This window comes from Nonomuraea sp. JJY05, assembly GCF_043496855.1.
In the GTDB taxonomy this organism is placed as follows: Bacteria; Actinomycetota; Actinomycetes; order Streptosporangiales; family Streptosporangiaceae; genus Nonomuraea.
The window spans coordinates 48,174-62,381 of the sequence record NZ_JBIEIS010000047.1 but is presented as its reverse complement, the minus strand read 5'-3'; the positions used below and the strand labels follow the sequence as shown (position 1 = coordinate 62,381).

Below are 14,208 nucleotides of genomic sequence, written 5' to 3'. Positions count from 1 at the left end.
CGACAGCAGTGCCGAACCACACGAGCTACATCCGGGTCCGCGCGTACGCTCGCAGTGCGTCGCGGACGAACGTCGCTCCCGCGGCGTCGTCGTACATGCCGGCGAAGCGGGGGTCGTCGACGTACATGTCCCCCAGGCCTTTCACCATCTCGATCGAGCGCTCCCGGTCGCCCTCGGCCGTGGGGGTGCCCGGGATCCGGCTCAGCCACTGGACGTGCCGGGCAGCCAGTGACTGAGCGTGTTCCGATGTCGGAGAAACCCCGGCCTTCGCTGCGACGACCCATGCGGCGACGAGGTCCTCGGTGGCCTGCTTCCAGGCCCGCTGCTGGTCAAGGGTCTTGCCGTGCCACCAGTCGTTGCTCACTTGGTACGCGCGCTCGCCCCAGCGGGAGACCACCTCGTCCTTGTAGCGGTCGTTGAACCCCGCCAACATGACGTCCATCCGCGGTTCCGCCCCCGCCTGCAGCGCCTCGAGCGTGTGACGCACGGACCGGATCTGCCGTTCGATGCGGTCCCGTTCCTCTTCCAGTGCCGCGATGTGGGCGCGGAGACCGTCACACGTGTCCACCTCGTCGGCCAGGACCTCGGCGATGGCCGGCAAGCCCATGCCGAGCCGGCGCATGAGCAGGATCCGCTGGAGCCGGGCGACCGCGGTGTGGTCGTAGTAGCGGTAGCCGTTCGCGCCGACCCGGGACGGGGCCAGGAGCCCGAAGCGGTCGTAGTGACGCAGCGTGCGGCTGGTGATGCCGGCCCTCGTCGCGAGTTCCTGGATCGTCCACTCCATCGTTCCAGTGTTACCCGCGGCGGAGCGTGGTTGCGATGATCTCCGAGCTTTCGGAGTGCAGGGCCTGCGCCGCCGTCTGCCCGGTCGCCGCCAGGTAGGTGTCGACCAGCCGGTTGCCCGCGGCGTACCCGGCGCCCATCGGCAGTCCCACCGGGGTGAGGCCGAAGCGCTCGGCGCTGGGGTCGCCGTGCACCCAGGCGGTGAAGTTGTGCATGCCTGTCACGTCGAGCCCGGTGAGTACCTTGCCGAAGATCTCGTCGTCGTGCAGGTGCGGCACGCCGATGCGGGTGGGGCCGAGCTCGTCGCCGTAGAGCTGCCGGGCGAAGGCGTCCGCCAGGCCCTCGGAGACGATGTGATCGCCGACCGTGACGGTCATCGGGTCCCACACAACCCCGCCCGGGCCGAACCGCAGGTTGTGGTGGAGTTCGTGCACGGCGGTGGCCTCCAGCCGCTCCACGTTCTCGGGGAAGGGCCAGAGCGTGATCACGATGTGGCCCGAGATGCCGCCGAACCCGGTCACTCCTTGGCAGGGACCCATGAAGTGCTCGTCACCCGGATCGCCGAGCACGAACAGCACGGCGATGTCCGGGACCTCCAGCCCCGGCGTCGCCTCCAGCAGTACGGTGAGAGCGTCGTCGAGAGCGCGTCGCATCCGCTCCCAGGCTCCGGCCGCCGCCAGGGTTTCGAGCGCGTCGAGGCAACGCTCCTCGTCGCGGTCGACGGGGAACCCGGACGCTTCGAGGTGCATGGCCACCAGGTTGACCTCGCCGGGGTAGTAGCGGTACATGCCCCTGGTGGGCTCCAGCATCGAACGCAGCAGGTCAACGCGGTCCGCGACCGGGGCCTGCAGGATCCGCCGCATGGCGGAGTAGGTGTCAAGAACAGTGATCGACATGGCCCCCGATGCTAGAAGTTGACGCAGCGTCAAGGTCAAACCAGCGGCGCTCGTCGTCGACGTACGGTCGGCATGCCGTCACCCGGTCCCGTCATGACCAGCGGTTCGCCGCCGCGACGTCTCTCAGGCACTGGGGCGGTGTACCTCTTGGAACCCCGGCCGGCAAAGCCGGTCGCGACAATCAGGCGCTCCGCCCCCGGCACCGGTCCCACGCCAGATGCGCAGGTCACCGGTGAGGTCGGTCGGGTCCGAGGCCCTTGCTGATTCGGGCCCGCAGCGAGTGCAGGGCTTGCCGGAGTTCGGCCGGTTCGATGTCTGTGATGTCGGCGTCGAAGGTGAGGAGCAGTCCTGCCAGTCCTGGCCATGACCATGCGCCGAGCGTGAGCCGGCACGTGGTTTCGGTGTCGTACCCGACTGTCGATCCGCCGGGGGCGAACCGGGCGACGGTGGAGGCGGGCAGGGCGACGATGGCTGAGCCGCGGCATGGCCATTCGGCGGCGGCGTCTCCGCGGTCGTGTGCGGTCATGACGAAGGCGACGGGATCGCCGTGCGGGATGCCACGGCGGTCGAAGGGGGTGTGCGTGGGCAGGTGTGGTTTGATGCGGTCCACGCGCATCGCGCGCCATCGGTCCGCATCCGGGTCGAAGGCGACCAGGTACCAGCGTGCGGCCCAGACCACGAGGTCGTGCGGTTCCAGCGTGAGCGTGACGGGCTCGCCGTCGCCGGTGTAGTCCACGCGAACGAGGTGCTGCCGGTTGATCGCGCTGCCAACGGCGCGGACGATCTCGGCGTCGATCGGTGGCGCGGGGAACTCCCAGTAGTTGCGGGCCGAGGAGACGGTGAACGCTTCGGCGTGCAGGCGGCTGCGCGCGGGCATCGCCTGGTGCAGCGTGGCGAGAGCACGGGCCGCGTTCTCGTGGATGCCGGAGAGGATCGTCGGTACGGTCTGGAGCGCGACGGCCGTGGCGACGGCCTGGTCTTCGTCGAATACGACCGGCGGCAGGCGGGTGGCGCGACCGAGCCGATATCCTCCACCCGCTCCGCGGATGGCCTCGATCTCGTACCCGAGGTCCCGGAGCGTATCGATATCGCGACGCACGGTTCTCACCGACGCTCCGAGTCGGGCGGCGAGTTCCTCGGCGGTCAGGGTCGTACCGATCCCGAAGATCGACAGCAGCTTGAGCGTCCGCGCGGAGGTAGCAGCCATGATTCTCCGATGTTCTCACCGATAGCGGTCACTCGATGGCAACTATGCCGACGATGGTGGCCGACATGACCGATTCACCGAGCCCTCGAGAGGGCACCCGCACCGCTGAGGCATCTCCGACACTCATCGCCGGCGCCGGCGCGACCATGGCGCTGTTGGTGGTGCTCTTCGGTTCCTTCATGGACCTTCTCGACGCGACGATCGTCACCGTCGCGGCCCCGGCGATAGCCCAAGACCTGGGTGCCGGCGACGCCCAGATCCAGTGGACGATCGCCGCGTACACCCTCGCCCTGGGCGCGGGCCTGATCACCGGTGGACGGCTCGGTGACCAGTACGGCCGCAAGCGGCTGTTCATGATCGGGCTGGCCGGGTTCATGGTCACCTCGGCGCTGTGCGCGCTGGCCGTCGATCCGGGGATGCTCATCGGCATGCGGGCCGGGCAGGGACTGACCGGCGGGATCATGGTCCCGCAGGTGTTCGGGATCGTCCGGGCATCGTTCGCTCCGGGCGAGCGCGCCAAGGCGTTCGGCGTCTACGGAGCGGTCCAGGGCCTCGCCTCGGTCGCCGGTCCGCTGCTGGGCGGACTGCTCGTCGATGCCAACCTGTTCGACCTGGGCTGGCGTACGATCTTCTGGATCAACGTGCCCGTCTCGATGCTGGCGCTCATCATCGGCGCGAAGGTACTGCCGCAGTCCCGCTCTGCCTCGACCGGGCCACTGGACCTCCCAGGCGCGCTCCTCGCGGCCACGGGCATCCTTCTCCTGCTGCTGCCGATCATCCAGACCGAGACATGGGGATGGACCTGGGCCAGCTACGCCCTCCTCGCAGCCGGAATCATCGTGCTGGCGATCTTCCTCGCCTACGAGCGCCGCCTCACCGGACGCGGAAACGAACCTGTCTTCGACCCGGCTCTGCTGAGGATCCGCGCCTTCGCAGTCGGCCTGAGCGCTTCGGTGCTCTTCTTCGGCGGCATCGGGTCGTACTTTCTCACCCTCTCGATCTACCTCCAGAACGGAACCGGCCGAACCGCATGGGAGACCGGCCTGGTGATCCTCCCGTACGCGCTCGGCTCGATCATCACCTCCGGCCTCGGCGTCGCTCTCGCCGCCAAGGCGGGCAGAACGCTCCTGATCACCGGCTCGCTCATCATCGCGGCATCCCACCTCGTCCTGTGGTCCATGGTCAAGGACGGCAACGATCCCGGGTACTGGCTCCTCGCCCTCGCGCTCTTCATCGGTGGCCTCGGGCTCGGTCTCGCCGCACCCATTCTCGTCAACGTCGTCCTCGCAGGCGTCCCCGGACGCAACGCAGGCGCCGCCGGCGGAGTGCTCTCCACCGTCAACCAGATCGGCGGCGCCGTCGGCATCGCCGTCCTCGGCACGATCTTCTTCACCGCCGTCACCGGTTCAGCCACCGGAGCACCGGTGCTGCCCGACTACAGTCACGCGCTCAGCATCGTCCTGATCGTCTCCGCCGCGCTCTACCTGATCACGGCACTCGTGATGCTCGCACTCCCGAAAGCCGCAGTCGAGCACGCTGAGTAGAGAACCCATGCCGGGTACGCCCGGTGCATCTGCGGCACTGAGGTCTACACCCCCTCCTCGTCCACGCCGCCGTCGGGGAGGGCGGGCATCTCGCCGAGCTGCCGCAAGCCCTTGGCCGGTGCCAGGGCGTCGTCGTGCCCGTGGAGCATGCGCAAGACGTCGCCGGAGATGGATGGCTTCTTGTCGCCGGTGGACCTGAACCTCCACCGGCACGGCCCTCGCGGTTGGCTAACCTGATCAATAGAGGGTGAGGAGGGGGCCGATGACCGTCTCGACAGCGGTAGCCGCCCTGATGCTGCTCGCGGTTGCGGCGATCGCCGTCCGTTCGGCGTGGTCACTGCTGTTCCGCAAGGCTCCCGTGCCCAGGCGTCGGGCCCGGGGCCGCCATCTGCCGTACTACGGTCCGACGGATCACGCCGGCCAGTACCCCATGCCCGGCGCGGACGGGATCGGCTGTGACCCAGGTAGCTCGGACAGCACTGGCGGCTGAGACCGCGACCACCGTCGAGCGCGGTTGACCGCAGATACTTGGCGATCATCTGCGATAGAGCGCTGCGGCGGTCGTGGGGGTCGTCCAAAGGATCGGAGCCGAACGGCAGGCGCCGGTGTTCAAGGACGCGGTCGAGCGGTTCCTCGCCGGGATGTCCAACCTCAACACTGCCCGGTCCTACGCCACTGCGCTGCGCGCCCTGGTCGCGAGGTTCGGCCCTTTACGCCGGTGACCGCTCTGGAAGGGGAGGTGGCGGCAGACCGGGTCGCCGCCCGGTTCATCGAGCAGTGGGGATCGCGCTCGGCGGCCACCGTCAACGCCCGCCTGAACGCGCCGGCTTCGGCGAGTGGGTGGTGGCGGGACCAGGGCTGGATCGCAGAGGACCCGTTGCGTCGGCTCAAGCGCCGCCCGGTCGAGGCCGACCGCACCCGGTCGCTGCATCGTGCCGAACCAGCGAGCCCGGGTAGGGCGTAAAGGGGGCCCGGTCGACGTGATCGGGTGGCGTACCGGCACCGCCCGGCTGCTGCCTCGCCTGCTGGCAGGCTGGGCGCGACCCCGCCGCACGCAAGCGGTGAAGCCCGGGGTGGAGACAACGGCCAGGAGTCGTGTCCAGGCCGTACACCGTCAACCAACGCAAGATCATCAAAGCGGTGCCGCTCTGTACTCTCAACCTTTGTGATCTCTGACGGCCAGGCCATGCGTGACCCGAGCTGCCATGTCGCTACGGGCGGGGTGGCTGTAGCGCGGTTCTGGCTGGGATGACCGAGGCGGCGACGGCGAGCAGGAGGCAGATGCCGATGACCGCGCCGATGATCGACCAGGGAAGGATCATGCTGACGGTCATGCCGATCATGTTGGTCAGTCCTGTGGTGATGCCGACCAGCGCCGTCACGGCCACCGCGATGCCGAGCAGCGCGCCGATCGCGACCACCAGGGTCGACTCGAGGGCGACGGTCCGCAGCACCTGGCCGGTGGTCGCGCCCGACAGCCGCAGCGTGCGCAGATCGGTGATCCGGTTGGCGGTGGCCATCAGCAGCGTGTTGGCGATGGAGATGGCGCTGTAGCCCACCGACAGCCCGACCAGGATGAGCACGAAGACCCAGACCAGTTCGTCTTCATGTTCCTCGATGCTCGCCATCCGGTCGGTGACCTTCTCGATGACGGCTGCGGTGTCCGCCGGGACGGCAGTGGGAGTGGCGAGGTAGACGGGCTCGGTCAGTGCTGATGGATCGTGGTCGCGTACAGTCTGGCGGGTCAGCAGGATGTCGGCCGGGGCCTTCTTGAGCACCGCGACCACGGTGAGCCGCAAGCTTCGCCCGTCCTCGAACACCACCGGCGCGGCAGTGCCGACGCGCCAGCCGCGCTCGCGAGCGGCCCACTCGGCCACGGCCATCGTCTGGCCGCCTGGTAGGTCCTGCAGGTTTCCGGCGATCACGTCCGCCTTGGTCCGGCCTGCCACGCCGATCGCGCTGAAGGGTCTGTCGCCTGTGTAGACGGTGGTCGGCAGCGTGGAGGAGCCTCCCGCGGCCGAGACCGCGGCGTCGGTGAGGCCCGGTGTGTCCTGCGGCGCGAGCACCCACTGCGCCTGGACGGCGGCGGCACGGCGCAGCCCGTTGGCCCCGACGTTGGTTTCCACCATCCCGGTGACCAGCACCGCGAAACCGACCGTGACCAGCACCGGCGCCGCTGTCGAGGCGGTGCGCCGCACAGCGGTCAGTGCGCCTTGGCGCACCAGCATGCCGATCGCTCCGCTGCGGACCGGCCACGACACGGCGCGCACGAGCGGCGGGATGACCGCGGGTGCGAGCAGCGAGAGCCCGACGATCAGCAATCCCGCCGCGTAGAAGGAGTACTGGATCACACTGTCGGACTCACCGGCGATGAAGACACCGAGCACCGCCCCCGCGATGGTGAACAGTGCTCCGAACACCCACCGGCCGGCCGTCATCGGGCGTTCGTCCACCGCGGCCTCGCGCAACGCCTCCAGCGGCGCCATCTTCGCGGCCCGGCGCGAAGCCGCCCATACGCCGAGCTGGGCCACCGCCAGCCCGGCGGCGAAGCATGCGAGCATCGGCCACAGCCGGATCTCCACGGTAAAACTCCGCGGTTGGAATCCCAGATCGACGAGGGTCTGGCCGAAGCCGGGAGCGCACGCCGTACCGACAGCGACCCCGACCGCGGCGGCTGCCACGCCGATCACCAGCGCCTCGCCGTGCATCAGGGCGCGCATCTGGCGTGGGGTCGCGCCCACCATCCGTAGCAGCCCCAGCTCCCTGCGCCGCTGTGCGACGCCGAACGCGAAGGTGGAGGCCACGATGAACACAGCCGTGAACGCCACCAGGATCGCCATGCCGCTGAGGACCTGGTATCCGAACCACCGTGTCTGAACGTCTGCCACAGGTTCGGTCGCCGATCTGGCCTCACCGCTCAGGACCAGTCCTTTGGCGCCGACGACGGCTCGGGCCGCACGCTTGATCGCCGCGACGTCTGCACCGGCTTCGGCCACCAGCCCGATGACTCGCACCCCGCCGGTCCGTGCCTGGGCGAAGTAGTAGCCGGGGCCCGCGACCGTGCCGGACACCGAGTAGGACGCCGGTCCGTCGGCGGTGAGTACGGTCACCTGCCGGCCGGGTGCCAGCCCGAGCGCGCGGCTCACGACGACCTCACCGGGGCCGGCCGGGGGCCGGCCCGCGGCCAGCCGGTACGGTGCGAGCGCGGCGCTGGGCCACAGGTATCCCTGGGTGTCACCCGCTGCGGGTTTGCCGCCGATGACCGCCTGGGCGTACAAGGCCCGGTCGGGCACGGCCGCCGCCACCTGCGGGATCCGGCCGAGCCGCTCGGCCAGGGACCGGGCCTGCTCGGGCGACCAGGGCTTGTCCGGGTAGAACAAGCCGTTGACCTCTCCGCCGGTGGAGGGTGTCTTGACCAGGACGGCCGCCCCTGCGTACCGGGCGGGAACCTGAGGTTGGGCGGAGGTGAAGACCAGTCCCGTCATGGACAGGATGCCGACCGCCAGGCCGAGCGCGAGGAAGGAGCCGACCAGGCTGCCCCAACGGCCGCGCGCCAGATCCCAGGCCAGGGCGAGTGAACCGCCACCGCGCCCCCGGCGGCCTGTCGCGCCCTGGACCTGCCACGCTGTGCGCGGCGCTGCGACATGCTGCTTGGCCCGTTTCAGCATGCCGCTGCCTCCAGGCTCGCCATCCGGGCTGCGATCGTCTCCGGCCCGAGGGCTCCGGTGAGCTCGTCCACCACCCGGCCGTCGGCCAGGAACAGCACTCGGTGGGCGTACGCGGCCGCGACCGGATCGTGCGTCACCATGATCACGGTCTGATTCTGGCGATCTACGATCCCGCGCAGCAGCTTCAGTACGGATCGCGAGGTCGTGGTGTCCAGAGCGCCGGTCGGCTCGTCGGCGAAGATCACCGCGGGCTTGGTGACGAGCGCGCGGGCGATCGCCACGCGCTGCTGCTGGCCGCCGGACAGCTCACTGGGCCGGTGCCTGGCCCGCTCGGCCAGCCCGACCTCGGCCAGCGCCGCACGCACCTGCTCCACGCCGGGGCGGCGCCCCGCCAGGCGGAGTGGGAGGGCGACGTTCTGCTCCGCGGTCAGGGCGGAGACCAGGTTGAAGGACTGAAAGACGAACCCGACCCGCGCGCGGCGCAGCAGCGTCAGCTCGTTCTCCGTCAGCGTGCCGAGGTCAGTGCCGTCGATGACGACTTTGCCGTCGCTGGGCCGGTCCAGCCCGGCGGCGCAGTGCAGCAAGCTGGACTTGCCCGAGCCGGACGGGCCCATCACCGCGGTGAAGGTGCCCGGCGCAAATCCCGTGGTCACGGCGTCCAGCGCTGCCACCGCCTGGTCGCCGGAGCCGTACACCCTGCTCACCGACCACAACTGGACCATATCTGTCGATGTCATGCCTCAATCCAACCGGCGCGGGGATCTTGGCACATGGGCGCTGAGGCGAGAAACGCCGGTAGTCCCAGCACTACCTCCGGTCCCGGACGCTCCCATTGACCTGGGCCGGGAGACACGCTGTATGCGACGTCACCGTCGAGTCCTCGCAGCCGATCCGTGGCTGAATTGCGAGGTGGCAGGCCTGTCAGCCGTTGATCTCATCGCCATGAACCTCGCCGGGGCCTCCCAAGGGCCGCAGGCCTCCGGGCAGCTCAGGCAGGGCGAAGGAGTAGCGGCCCAGCATGTTCGCGTGCGCGTGAATGAAGGGCGAAAGACGGACGATGTCTTCATCGCGCACGTCGAAGCCCTGTGCTCGCAGCCGCGCCACGGCGGCGTCCATGTAGGGGGTGTTGAACGGCACCAAGGCGTTGAGGACCAGGCCGAGTGCGCCGAGCTGGTCTTCCAGGCCTTCGTGGTAGCGCTGGTACAGGTGACCGCGTTGGCCGCGGAAGATCCGCCGGGCCAGGGCGTCCGACACGGACCGGCTCGCGGGCCTCATGCGCGAGTTCGGCCTGCCCCTGGAAGCGAGCTCGGACGAGGAGTGGGGCCAGCAGTACGACGACCTGTCCGAACACGGCCTCGCGCGGATGTTCGCGATGGCGGCCCGCCTCACCGACGTGACGTTCACCGCCGACCTGCTGAACGGACCACTCCTGGGGGGCGCGATCGCCGACTTGCCGCAGGAAGTCCTTCGGCGCGAGACACCCTGATACGGCGGACGGCGCACCTTCCGAGGTACTGGTCTCTCGCCTGTTCAACTGTCGCGAGCTGTCGGCTCCGTGGAGCTCGATGGTGACCGTCCGTGTTGCCCGGCGGCGTAGCGGTTCCATGCGCCGCCACCTTCGTTGAGGAGCCGAATGGTGGTCTTGTCGTGGTAGCCGAGGGCAACAGCGACGACGGGGGGCCGTCATGAGCCCGACGGTACGCCAGGCCCGGCTACCACGCGGGTTCCTTCGAGGCGCGGTTCAGGGCAGAAGTGGGATATGGGCGGGATAGTTGCTGGTCAGCCTCCAGCGAGTACCGCGTAGGCGGTACTCGCGGGTCACGGGCGGCGGATGCGGTAGCGCAGGTGCATGACACGCTGCGTGAGGTCCTCCACCTGCGGCGTGGCCAACCGGCGGACCAGGTCGAGCTCGATGTGCTCGGCCGGCAGATCGTCGAACAGCCGGCGCCCCTGCCCGAGCAGAACCGGTACGAGGTGCAGTTCGAGCTCGTCGAGCTGCCCCGCCCGAAGCAGCGCCTGCGCTGCCCCGGCACCGTGCACCATCACGTCGCCGTCCCCGGCCGCCGCGCGGGCCTGTGCGGCGCACTCGCTGACGTCGGTGACGTAGCGGACGCTGCCCGGCGGCGGGTCGTCCGGGACGTCGTGGGTCAGGACGAAGATGGGGACGCCGTCGTGATGGTCGCCCTGCCAGCGGTCGGCGTGCTCGTAGGTGCGGCGGCCGGCGATAAGGGCGCGGGTGGCCAGCGCCTCGGTGTACACCTGGCTGCTGGGTCCCGGGGCATTGCGCCGGTCGAGCCAGTCGAAAAGCCGGAATCCGCCGATTCCCATCGGGGTGTCCGGGCTGTCCTGCGGCCCGGTGACGTAACCGTCCAGGGACATGGTCATGTACAGCCGGATGAGCGCCATCGCCTCAATCCCCCTTTCTGACGCGGTAGCGCAGGTGCGTCACGCCCGGCCCGTCGGCGGCACGGAGCAGTTCGAGCTCGATGTGGTCGGGCGACATGTCCTCAAAAAGCGGTTCACCCTGTCCGATCAGGACCGGGACCAGGTGGATCTGCAGCTCGTCGAGGACGCCGGCGGCAAGCGCCAGCTGAGCGGTACGGGCTCCGTGTACCAGTACATCCATGTCGCCGGCCACGTCCTTGGCCATGTTCATGGCGGCCGTTATGTCGCTCACATAAGTGACCCCGGGCCATTGCAGCTTGGGATCGGGCTGCCGGCGGCTCAGGACGAAGATCGGCACGCCGTCGTGGTGGTCGCCGCCCCAGCCGTCGGCGAGTTCGAACGTTCGCCGGCCGACGACGACCGCCCCGGCGGCCATGACCTCGTCCATGACCTGACGGTTCGCGCCCGCCAGGTGGTCGAGTTCGCTTCTATGATCGGCGTCGGCATCCGGCAGGAACCACTCATGCAGCCGATGCCCTTTGTCGCCGAGCCCGTTGCCCGGCGCCGCGTTCGGCCCGGCGATGAACCCGTCCACCGACATCGACATGTACAGCACGGTCTTACTCATGTCTGCGGTCCTTTCAGTACGTCCCACGGGCTGCCACGACAGTCATCGCGGGTCCGGTCCGGTGGTCGTGAACTCGATCTCGATGGCGATCTCGATGGTGTCGGCGACCACGACGTTGCCGGCGCCGAAGCCGAGCTGGATGTCGACGCCGAACGCGGCACGGCTGATGGTGGTGGTCGCCGAGAACCCGGTCCGTTTCGCGCCGGACGGGTCGTCGACGACTCCGAGGAACTCGGCCTCCAGCTCGACGGTCCTGGTGACACCGTGCAGGGTCAACTCGCCCACCAGGATGAAGGTCTCGCCGTCGAAGCCGCGCACCTCGGTCGAGGTGAACTCGATCTGCGGGTGCTTCTCCACGTCCAGGAAATCGGCCGATCGGATGTGCTGGTCGCGCTGTTCGTTGCCGGTGCGCACCGAGGCGGGGTCGATGAGGGCTCTCACCTGGCCGCCGCCCTCGCCGACGCTCAGCGCCGCCGAGGCGAGCTCGAACTTCCCCCTGACCTTGCCGACACCCATGTGGCGGACCTTGAAGGAGATGTCGGAATGAACGGGATCGCCGACCCAGGCGCCGGCGGCGAGGGTGCTATCAATGGTGATCATGGCGTAGGGCTCCCTTTGCGCGGCCCGGCCTGCCCGGGCGAATACTGATACGCGCCCGGCATGCGAGATCGTCCAGCCGGGTTGAATCCCAGATTTCTGGGATGATGCCGCCGATGTCACAAGACCCCGATCGTGGTCGGCGATGGCGGCGCATGTGCGCGTCCGCGAAGTAAGCGCGCGGCGTGGCGCCAGGCGGCTCGCCCTGGAGGGCCCGTCGTCCGGCGACGATGCCCGGGTGCCGGCCGGGGTCGCGGGACTGGACGTGGTCGGCATCCCGGTGGGTCCGGACGGCGTTCAGGTCGACGCCCTGGACCGGGCCGACGCCGACGCGCTGGTCCTGACGCCGTCGCACCGGTGGCCGACCGGCGGGGTGCTGTCGGCGGCGGCCAGGGCCGAGGTGATCGGCTGGGCCAGGCGCCGCTTCGGCCACGTAGGTGGCGTGTTCGATCATGGTTGCCTCTCGTTGTCCGTGCGCTGCCTCGAGTTTGGCCTGCCGTGACGGTCCGGAGCATCCGTGCGGATCGCTGGGCCGCCACGGAGGGAGTACGGATTCGCCACGGAGGGACCACGCGGCACAATGGGGCGCATGGTCCCCAGTGAGCTGTGCAAGACGCTCGCGCCAGGGTTTGCGGCTCGTTTGGATGGTGGTACCTGCCCACCTGGTCGCCGATGTCGCCGCGGCGAAGCTGCTGGCCGACCGCGCTTCGTCGGTCATCGACCAGTTGACGTTCGCCGCCTTCTCGGCTGCGGCGAGTCCGACCGTCACCTGCGCCGGATGTGTCCGGTGTACCTGCGCCCGCCGCGCAGCAAGAACGCCTCGATCGCCGCGGTGGGAAGGCTCCGCAGCTGGACGGCTACTGCCGTTCGCACTCCCGCTACTTCTGGGGACTGCGCCTGCACCTGATCTGCACCCACGACCCAGCCCTGCTCACCGAACGGTCCGGCCTGCTGATCACTGCACGGCGGCCGTAGCAGATCACCGAGTTGGCGCGCTTCCACGCCTCGACCACGTTCAGCCCTTCCTCGATCTCTCGCTGCAGGTCGCGGTCGTATAAGTAGCGGGTGCTCACCAGGACAAACGCTTAGCGCACGATCCGGTACCAATGTTCCTCACCCGCAGCCGCCACCGGGCAGGTCGGCGGCGGTCGATGTGCCCGGGGCCGCGCTTCTCGGCGCCGGCCTCGTCACGTTGTCGCTGACGATCAGCCAGACCACCCTGTGGACCGAGGACCCGGCGTTCGCGACTGCCCTGCCGGTCGACGCAGCCGTGCTGCTCGCCGCGTGGGTGCGCCGCGAACGCCGGTGTGCCGCCCCGCTGGTGGACCTCGCCCTGCTGCGGCACCTCGCGGTGGCCGGGGCCAACGCCACCATGCTCCTTGGGTGCTGCTCGGCCTGATCGCCTGAGAACAGTTCTTCGGCAGGGACATCACATCTCGATCACCGCCTCGATCGTCCGTACGCCGAGGGGCGTCACACAAACCAGGTGAGGAGATCCCAACTGGACGGCGGTGGCAATGGACAGGTATGTCGCGGTACAGATGGCGCTGACCTGGGCGGCAGGGATGGTCATCGCACCTGTGATCTTCTACGGCGGTCTCGCCGCAGCCCTGATGGGAGGCCTGCTGCTCGGGCTTGTCATCACAGTGCTGATCGTGCTGGGTTCGGTGGCGCTGCTGTACGCCATCGCCGCGGCCTCGAAGCAGGCGTCCGGGCTCACCTCGACCGCCAAGGGACGGCTGGCCTGGGCATGGCTGGTCCTCGCCGGCGGGCTGGCCACGTCGGTGTACGGCGTGGTGATGAACGGCAGACTCGGACTGGGCCTGAACTTCGATCAGTGGCCGACACTGGCTGCGGGCGGTGCGGGTTTCGCGTTGTGCGCCGCGATCCTCGCCGGCCGATGGTTCACACTGAGCGGGCTGGCAATCGCCGTGACGCTCGTCGCGGGCGGCTCGTATCTGTCTGATGTGCGGGCGGAGAGGTTACGGGAGCAAGCGCACGAACAGGCGTTGCAGGACAAGACCAGCCTCTGGCTGGGACTGGCGTTCAGCACGTCGATGCCCGGCTATCGGCTGGAGCACGACGGCAGGACCGCCTGGTTCACGCCCGAAGACCGGCGACCTGGAGAAGCCCAGTGGGCTCGCACCATCACCCTGAGCGCCGAACACGGCGAATTCGCCACCAAATACTGCAGTGAGCAAATACTCGTGGTCAACTTCCGGGCCGCCGACAACCTCGAGTGCACGGTTGAGCGGCCCGGACTGTGGTACCGCAGTGGGCGCAGACCGAAGGCGGAAGAAGGCTGCCCGTGCGGCCTCCAGGAGTACGTGATGCAGCACGGCGCGTTGTATCTCCGCATCGGCGCCACAGACGCGGTCCCCAAGAAGACGCTACGGGAGGCCATCCAGCGGGCACGTCCGCTCACGGAGGCGGATTTGCGCCGGTTGCTCTCCCCATCTCCCGCGCCGCGGGACTGAGTGCGCCGGCTCGACCCGCAGGT

The 14,208-nt window shown here is 69.3% G+C and carries 16 protein-coding genes and 1 pseudogene; 7 read left to right on the top strand and 10 right to left on the bottom strand.

The annotated features are described in order from the left end of the window. Positions 1–25: 25 nt before the first annotated feature. The 3 genes from ACFKCF_RS49265 to ACFKCF_RS49255 all read right to left on the bottom strand — a co-directional run bounded on the left by ACFKCF_RS49265 (position 26) and on the right by ACFKCF_RS49255 (position 2,886). Positions 26–784, bottom strand: a complete 759-nt coding sequence (locus ACFKCF_RS49265) for a MerR family transcriptional regulator (protein WP_394502657.1) — start codon at positions 782–784, stop codon at positions 26–28. 10 nt (positions 785–794) lie between these two features. After that, positions 795–1,679 (bottom strand): DUF2268 domain-containing protein, encoded by an 885-nt coding sequence (locus ACFKCF_RS49260; RefSeq protein WP_394502655.1) that lies wholly within the window; start codon positions 1,677–1,679, stop codon positions 795–797. 226 nt (positions 1,680–1,905) lie between these two features. Beyond that, a complete protein-coding gene (locus ACFKCF_RS49255) occupies positions 1,906–2,886 on the bottom strand; it encodes a helix-turn-helix transcriptional regulator (protein WP_394502653.1) in 981 nt (326 codons plus the stop codon). A 65-nt stretch (positions 2,887–2,951) separates the two neighbouring features. On the opposite strand from ACFKCF_RS49255, the gene ACFKCF_RS49250 reads away from it, so the two are divergent. The 3 genes from ACFKCF_RS49250 (at position 2,952) to ACFKCF_RS49240 (ending at position 5,152) form a co-directional block, all read left to right on the top strand. Next, on the top strand, positions 2,952–4,430 hold the full coding sequence (locus ACFKCF_RS49250; protein ID WP_394502651.1) for an MFS transporter: 1,479 nt from the start codon (positions 2,952–2,954) through the stop codon (positions 4,428–4,430). Positions 4,431–4,692: 262 nt separating this feature from the next. Beyond that, positions 4,693–4,920 (top strand): hypothetical protein, encoded by a 228-nt coding sequence (locus ACFKCF_RS49245; RefSeq protein ID WP_394502649.1) that lies wholly within the window; start codon positions 4,693–4,695, stop codon positions 4,918–4,920. A 73-nt stretch (positions 4,921–4,993) separates the two neighbouring features. After that, entirely contained in the window at positions 4,994–5,152 is a 159-nt protein-coding gene (locus tag ACFKCF_RS49240; protein WP_394502647.1) for a hypothetical protein, read from the top strand. Positions 5,153–5,641: 489 nt separating this feature from the next. Here ACFKCF_RS49240 and ACFKCF_RS49235 read toward each other — a convergent pair whose 3' ends face one another. From ACFKCF_RS49235 to ACFKCF_RS49225, 3 genes and pseudogenes are all read right to left on the bottom strand, one after another. Further along, a complete protein-coding gene (locus ACFKCF_RS49235) occupies positions 5,642–8,098 on the bottom strand; it encodes an FtsX-like permease family protein (RefSeq protein ID WP_394502645.1) in 2,457 nt (818 codons plus the stop codon). Beyond that, entirely contained in the window at positions 8,092–8,835 is a 744-nt protein-coding gene (locus ACFKCF_RS49230) for an ABC transporter ATP-binding protein (RefSeq protein WP_394502640.1), read from the bottom strand. The genes ACFKCF_RS49235 and ACFKCF_RS49230 overlap by 7 nt, the downstream gene beginning before the upstream one ends. A 184-nt stretch (positions 8,836–9,019) precedes the next feature. Then, a pseudogene (locus ACFKCF_RS49225) lies at positions 9,020–9,343 on the bottom strand (Tn3 family transposase); the annotation flags it as partial. 28 nt (positions 9,344–9,371) lie between these two features. On the opposite strand from ACFKCF_RS49225, the gene ACFKCF_RS49220 reads away from it, so the two are divergent. Continuing rightward, positions 9,372–9,584, top strand: coding sequence for a hypothetical protein (locus ACFKCF_RS49220; RefSeq protein ID WP_394502638.1), 213 nt, complete (start codon positions 9,372–9,374; stop codon positions 9,582–9,584). Positions 9,585–9,916: 332 nt separating this feature from the next. On the opposite strand, the gene ACFKCF_RS49215 is transcribed toward ACFKCF_RS49220, so the two are convergent. The 3 genes from ACFKCF_RS49215 to ACFKCF_RS49205 form a co-directional block, all read right to left on the bottom strand. Further along, positions 9,917–10,504 (bottom strand): dihydrofolate reductase family protein, encoded by a 588-nt coding sequence (locus tag ACFKCF_RS49215; RefSeq protein WP_394502637.1) that lies wholly within the window; start codon positions 10,502–10,504, stop codon positions 9,917–9,919. Between the two features lie 4 nt (positions 10,505–10,508). Then, positions 10,509–11,090, bottom strand: coding sequence for a dihydrofolate reductase family protein (locus tag ACFKCF_RS49210; protein ID WP_394502709.1), 582 nt, complete (start codon positions 11,088–11,090; stop codon positions 10,509–10,511). A 63-nt stretch (positions 11,091–11,153) separates the two neighbouring features. Next, positions 11,154–11,711 carry a YceI family protein gene (locus tag ACFKCF_RS49205; protein ID WP_394502635.1) on the bottom strand — a complete coding sequence of 186 codons (558 nt, stop codon included), beginning with the start codon at positions 11,709–11,711 and terminating at the stop codon, positions 11,154–11,156. 142 nt (positions 11,712–11,853) lie between these two features. Here ACFKCF_RS49205 and ACFKCF_RS49200 point away from each other — a divergent pair, with 142 nt between their 5' ends. Beyond that, on the top strand, positions 11,854–12,210 hold the full coding sequence (locus ACFKCF_RS49200) for a hypothetical protein (RefSeq protein ID WP_394502633.1): 357 nt from the start codon (positions 11,854–11,856) through the stop codon (positions 12,208–12,210). A gap of 376 nt (positions 12,211–12,586) precedes the next feature. Here the strand turns inward: ACFKCF_RS49200 and ACFKCF_RS49195 are convergent, their stop codons facing one another. Beyond that, positions 12,587–12,781 (bottom strand): Tn3 family transposase, encoded by a 195-nt coding sequence (locus ACFKCF_RS49195; protein ID WP_394502631.1) that lies wholly within the window; start codon positions 12,779–12,781, stop codon positions 12,587–12,589. A gap of 80 nt (positions 12,782–12,861) precedes the next feature. Between ACFKCF_RS49195 and ACFKCF_RS49190 the strand changes: the two genes are divergently transcribed. Both ACFKCF_RS49190 and ACFKCF_RS49185 read left to right on the top strand, forming a co-directional pair. Then, positions 12,862–13,107, top strand: coding sequence for a hypothetical protein (locus tag ACFKCF_RS49190; RefSeq protein ID WP_394502629.1), 246 nt, complete (start codon positions 12,862–12,864; stop codon positions 13,105–13,107). A 118-nt stretch (positions 13,108–13,225) separates the two neighbouring features. Continuing rightward, positions 13,226–14,185, top strand: coding sequence for a hypothetical protein (locus ACFKCF_RS49185; protein WP_394502627.1), 960 nt, complete (start codon positions 13,226–13,228; stop codon positions 14,183–14,185). The last annotated feature ends 23 nt before the right edge of the window (positions 14,186–14,208 follow it).